This is a genomic window from Malikia spinosa (assembly GCF_002980625.1).
GTDB lineage: Bacteria > Pseudomonadota > Gammaproteobacteria > Burkholderiales > Burkholderiaceae_C > Malikia > Malikia spinosa.
On record NZ_PVLR01000055.1, the window covers coordinates 22251 to 28250 of the forward strand.

Below are 6000 nucleotides of genomic sequence, written 5' to 3' on the forward strand. Positions count from 1 at the left end.
TCGAGTTGGCCATCGAGCTTGGCCAGCTTGAACAGATCGAGCTCGGCCTGGCCATAGACGCGCAGGAACTGCTCGCTGTAGCTCAGCACCATGGGCTGGTCCGGATTGCCGGTCTCGATCGCGTAGCCTCCCTGATGGAGCACGCCGCTGCCATCCTGCCAGCTGCTCTTGGAGAAATCTATCGTGACCAAGGAGACCGAGACGTCGAGGCCGGCATCGAAGGAAATCGCACCGGTATTGGCATCCTTGACGAACTGGCCGGCGCCCAGCGTGAAGCGGGCACCGGTGTTGATCTCGAGCGCGATGTCTTGCGCCTGCATCGTCGCCCCCGGAACACCGACCATGCCGATCTGATCGATTTCGGCACGGCCAGCGATATAGGCGCCGACCTTCAGGCCGCCAGGGCCGATGAGAAGTTCCTTGGCCACCACCAGGCCGAGGTCGAAGTTCTCGATCGCCAGGCCTACGGCCGAGTCGTTGACCTGGTCCTGCGCGTTGATGTAGCCGTCGTTGTTGCTGTCCCGGAAGTAGCCACTGCCACCGACAGGCATGCCGATGAAGCCGTTGGCGTCATTGATGCCGAGAGCCAGCGTTGTCACGCTGGTCGTCTCGCCGTTGGACAGCGTCACGGTTTCCGATCCGCGCTTGGTCAGCGCCATCGAGGCCGACAGTTGGACGAAGCCCGCCAGGTTGATCTCGGCGTAGCCGACCTTGGCCTGGACGATCTCTTCAGTGAAGTCGATGAAGACGGCGTTGTTGCCACCCGCCGGCAAGGCAAAGCCTGCGCGGTCGATCCGGCCGTTCTGGTTCCCGTCCTCGCCGGCATCGAGCTGGCCGTTGGCGTTGCTGTCCTCGCTGTAGTTCTTGAAACTGGGACTCTGCTGGTAGTTGATCGATGGCGGACCGAACAGTTGCAGCGCGGCGTTGAAGGCCGGCACTGCGGTGGGAATCATCATCGTGTTGATGTTGACCTCGACGTCCTTGGCCTTGACCGACAACAGGTTCTCATCAATCCCGACCATCGATGCCGAGCCGACGCTGGCCTTGGCGCTGATGAACTGGGGAGAAAACTGCGCCAGGCTGGGGATCGCATCGATCAGCGTGGGCGTCATGATCGCCAAGCCGAAGTCGACATTGGTGACTTCCAGGCCGATCGAGCCGCTGTTGATCTGGTCGGCGATGCCGTCCTGGTTGAGGTCGTCGCCGTAGCGGTACGGACCGCCGACGCCGGCGAAGCCGGTGAGGTTGGCGCCGCCCAGCGTCAGCGTGTTGACCTGGGTCTCCAACGAGTCGGGGACGGCACCACCGGTGCCAGCACCGATCTGCTCGAGTGCCGGTTTGAGGCCACCGGTATCGACGGTGACGTCATAGATTTCACCCTTGCGGAAAGCGAGCGAGCCGTTCAGGAACAGGAAATCCGCAACGGCGATGTCCGCACGTCCGATGTCCAGGCCCATGATCTCGTTGCCGTTGAAATTCAGCACCACCGGGGTGCCGGAAGTCGCAATGCTCAGGCCCCGGTTGTTGTTCGAGTCGACAAGGCTCGAGTAGATCGGCATCGCACGCAGCAGACCGCCGAGCGCCTTGCCGCCGACGTTGACATCGACCGTGATGTCGCTGGCCTGGATCTCGAGCAGATCGCCGAAACCGTAGACGCCCAGCTCGTCGGCATGGGCGGTCATCGAGAACACGCTTTCAGCCTTCAGGAACTTCGGCAGCTCGGCCTTGAACGAGCCGATCGCGATGTCGAGATTGCGCATGCCGAAGCCGACCAGGCCGGACTGTGCCGCGAGGTCGCGCGTGAAATCCGGACTTCCCAGTCCGACAAACATGCTGACGTCACTGGCGGCCAGGGTCATGCCCTTGAACGTGACGCCCTTGAGCGTGCCGTAGTCGGCGGACAGGCTGCCGACGGACTTGAGCCCGTCGAGCATCGAGTTGGCGGTGTCGCCCAGCAGGCCCTCGATCAGCGACAGATCCTTGGGCAGGCCGGTGGCCATGTCGGCCTGGAAACTGGTGCCCAGCGTCAGCTTGAAGTCGCCCTGCAGGTGGACGAAATTGTCGAGGTCGATGCTCAGATCGGGCAACGTGATCGAGCCGGTCACACCAGCGATGCCGATCCGGATATCGACATTCTCGATCGCTTTCAGGCCATCCCTGATCCAGGAGGGCGCAGCGGACAGGTCGATCGAGCTCAGTAGCTTGTCGCCCAGATCGGACAGGCTGATGCTGGGCAGCAGCATGTTGGCATCGAAGGCCGGCAGCTCTGGCAGCGCAAAGTCGGGCTGCGCGATCTGCGACAGATCCAGGCTCGCACCGAGATCGAAGCTGGGCAGCTCGAACTTGAAGTCGATCCCGGCATTGAGGGTGAACAGGTCGAACACCCCGAGCGTCGCATCCATTGCGACGCGCATCGAGTTCGAGTTGAAATTCAGGTTCAGCGCCGAGGGGTTGCTGCCGATCGGAATGTCCAGGCCCCTGCCGCCGTTGATGACCGAGAAATCCGCATAGACCGACGGCAGCGGGATGTCCTGCATCGTCGCGCCGTTGAGCTCGAACACGACGTTGCTGGCGTCGAGCGTCAGGAAGGGGTCGGTGCCGACCAGACCGATCTTGTCGGCGCTGGCCTTGAAGCCGTAGAAATTCAGGTTGCCCGGCATCCGGGTGCCGCCGCCCAGAGTCGGCGTGACCATGGCCAGGGCGAAGTCGAGGTTGTCGACCGCGAAACCGATCGCCTCGTCGTTGACCGCGTCGGTCGCATCGATCTTGCCGTCCTGGTTGCTGTCGGTGCGGTAGGGACCATTGAAGCCTGCGAAGGCCTGGACGTCCTGGCCAGCCACCACCAGGGCGTCGGCGCCCAGCGTCAGATCCAGGCCCAGACCGTGCAGTCCGATGCGGTCGATCGTGCGCCGCTGGAACGTGAAGCCCCCCGTGAGCGACATGAAGCCGGCCAGCTGCGCCTGACCGTAGCCGACGCTGGCCTGGATCAGTTCGCTGCTGAAGTCCAGCAGCACCGGGCTGGATGCATCGCCAGTGGAAATGCTGACGCCCGGCACTGCGGCACCGGTATCAGAGCGGGTGAAGTCGAGGATGTAGCGGTCGTCGTTCGACTGGTTCAGTTCGATCTGCGCGTCCTGCAGGCTGAACTTGATGGTCTCGCCCAGTCCCTGCAGGCCAATCAGATTGGCGCTGGCCTTGAGTGCCGTGAATTTCGTTCCGAGCACGCGGTCCTGGAACAGGCCCAGGCCGAAGCTGAAGTCGTCGATGACCAGACCGATGGCGTTCGGATTGGCGACCGCGTCGGCCGTGGTGATGCGGCCGTCCAGGTTGGAGTCGGTGCGGTACGGGCCGCCCACGCCGACAAAGGCCTGCACATGGCTGGCTCCCAGGGTGAAGGCATCTGCCAGCACAGGCAGATGGACGCCACCGACGGTCCTGGCGCTCAGTGCCAGGGTACCGCCCTTCTCGAATGCGAAGGAGCCCGAGACATGGACGAAATCGCCGATATGCAGCGTGGCGTTGCTGAGGCTGGCCCCGATGGTCTTGCCCGACATGTCCAGCCGCACCGACTGCGCGCCGGTTGGCAGGTCATAGCCCGTCTTGAAGTCGAGCGCCGGACCGCTGCTGGCCGTGTTGATCTTGAAATCGACGCTGCTCAACGACAGCTCGAAGTCCGTCGAATCGAAGCCGTACAGCTTGACGCTGTCGGCATGTGCCTTGGCCGCGGTGTAGCGGATGCCGCTGTCACCCTGAAGCTGCATCAGCCCGAAATCGATGCCTTCTGCACCGAAGCCGTAGAGCGAGTCGGCCTGCTCGGCAAAGCGCCGGGATCGGTCGAAACCGTTGCTCGCGTAACCGATGAAGACGTCGATGTTCGAGCCACCGATCGTGAAGCCCTTGGCGCTGGTCACCGGCGTCATTCCGGCCTGCAAGGTGCCGAAGTCACCCTTCTGGAAACCTATCGCACCCTGCGCATAGAGGAAATCGGAAATCTGCAACGTGGCGCGACCCGCAAAAACCCCCAGGCGCTTGCCCTTGAAGTCGAGCTGGATCGGAGCCGCACCGGTCGCGAGTTCCAGGTTGCCGGAACCCTCCGGCGTGAAGTTGATCTCGCGGCCGACCACACTGGCGCTGTTGTATTCGATATTCAGGTCCGATACCGACAGCTGGAAATCGGCGGGATCGAAGCCATAGACTGCCATCTGGTCAGCGTGGGCCTTGAGCGCCTGGTAGCTCGTTCCTGCCTGGTCCTTGACGCTCAGCAGGCCAAAGTCGAGCCCATCGACGCCGAAACCGTACAGGCCATCGGCCTGCTGTGCCAGGGTCTTGCCGCTGTCGATACCGTTTTCGGCATAGCCGACGAAAGCCGTGATGTTGTTGCCACCGATGGCGAAGCCCTTGGCACCGAGCACCGGGACGGTCTGGGACAGACCGGATTTGAGCTGATTGCCGTAATCCGCCTTCTCGAAGCCGATGGCACCGCTGAAATACAGGAACTTCGAGATCGACAGCGTCGCCTGCTGTGCGTAGAGACCCATGCGCTGGCCGCCAGCGAAATCCAACGTGATTGCGCCAGTCGAGCCAAGCTTGAGGCCACCGTTGAACGATCGCTGGTAATCGATCGTGCTGCCGTCTCCAGCAGTCGAGTTGATCTCCAGGATCAGATGCTGTGCCGACAGCTCGAAGTCGCTGCTGTCAAAGCCGTAGATCGCCGCACTGCCCAGGTCTGCTTTCAAGGCGGTGTAGGACTGACCGGCCGACTTGGTCAGCAACAGACCGAAATCCACATGGGATGCGCCGAAACCGTACAGACGATCAGACTGCTCGGCCAGCGTCTTGTCGCTGTCGAATCCACCATCGGCATAGCCGACGAAGGCGGTGATCTGGCTGCCGGTCACGGCCAGCATCGATTGAGCCTTGACCGAGGTACCGATACCGGAAGCCGTCTTGATAACCAGGTCGGAGGCGGGCGTATAGCGCTCGAAACCGATGCGACCGCTGACATAGGCAAAATCGAACAGCTTGAGCGTGATGTCGCCTTCGGCACGCAGCAACTCGCCTGCCGATCCATCCAGATCCAGGTTGACCGCCTTGCCGCTGCCCGTGTTCACGCTCAGTCCCCTGGCCGAGAAATCGATGACCTGATCGCCTGCCTGGCTTGCCTGGTTGATCTCGACGGCGATGTTTCTGGCCGTCGGAAGCAGATCGGACAGGCCGACAAAGCCGACACTGCTCGCCTGCACATTCAGCGCAGTCCAGCTGCGGGTGGCATTTGCCTTGTCGCTCAGCAGTGCAAGGCCAAAATCGACGTTGTCGAGTTGCAGGCCGACGGCATCGGCCGTACCACCGTTGACACCGGCAAACAGGTCAAGCGAGGTGCCTCCTATCGTCAGCACGTCGACGGCCACCTGTTCGGCGGCAGCGGATGCCGTTTTCTTGGCCAGAGTCACCGTCTCTGTGCGCTTCGAAACGGCCAAATCCCCCGCGACCTGGACAAAACCGTACACGTCAAGCGACAGATGGCCGCTGGCTTGCAGCAGTTCCCCCTTCGCTCCATCCAGACTCAGCTTCAATGCGCTGTCTGGCGCCGTCGCCACGCTCAGGCTGGTCGCACCCGTGCCATAGTCAATGACAGGACCGGCACCGACTTCGACCTTGTTGACTTCGATCTGGATGCCCGAGGCGCTGATATTCAAGTCAGATCCCAGACCAACGAAGGCGGTCTGGGTTGCGCTGGCCTGCAGCGTCGTCCACTGCCTGCCGGCGCCCGATCCGGAGGACGACTTCTCGCTGATCAACGCCAGACCGAAATCGACACCGCTCAGGCTAAGGCCCAGGCGATCCGGGCTGCTGCCGTTGAGTCCGACGAATGCCGAGAGACCTTGGCCGCCCAGCGTCAGCACGTCGACCTGCACCACTTCGCCCTGAACCGAACCGGGCTGCTTGGCAAGCGTCACGCTCTGACTGGTTTTCTTCAGCCCCAGGTCACCGCTGAGCGTG

The 6000-nt window shown here is 62.5% G+C and carries 1 pseudogene (cut by a window edge); it reads right to left on the minus strand.

Annotated elements, in window-relative coordinates:
- Window positions 1-5957 (minus strand): annotated as a pseudogene (locus tag C6P61_RS15865) (hypothetical protein); its annotated part reaches 22250 nt to the left of the window's first position; the annotation flags it as partial.
- Window positions 5958-6000: the final 43 nt, after the last annotated feature.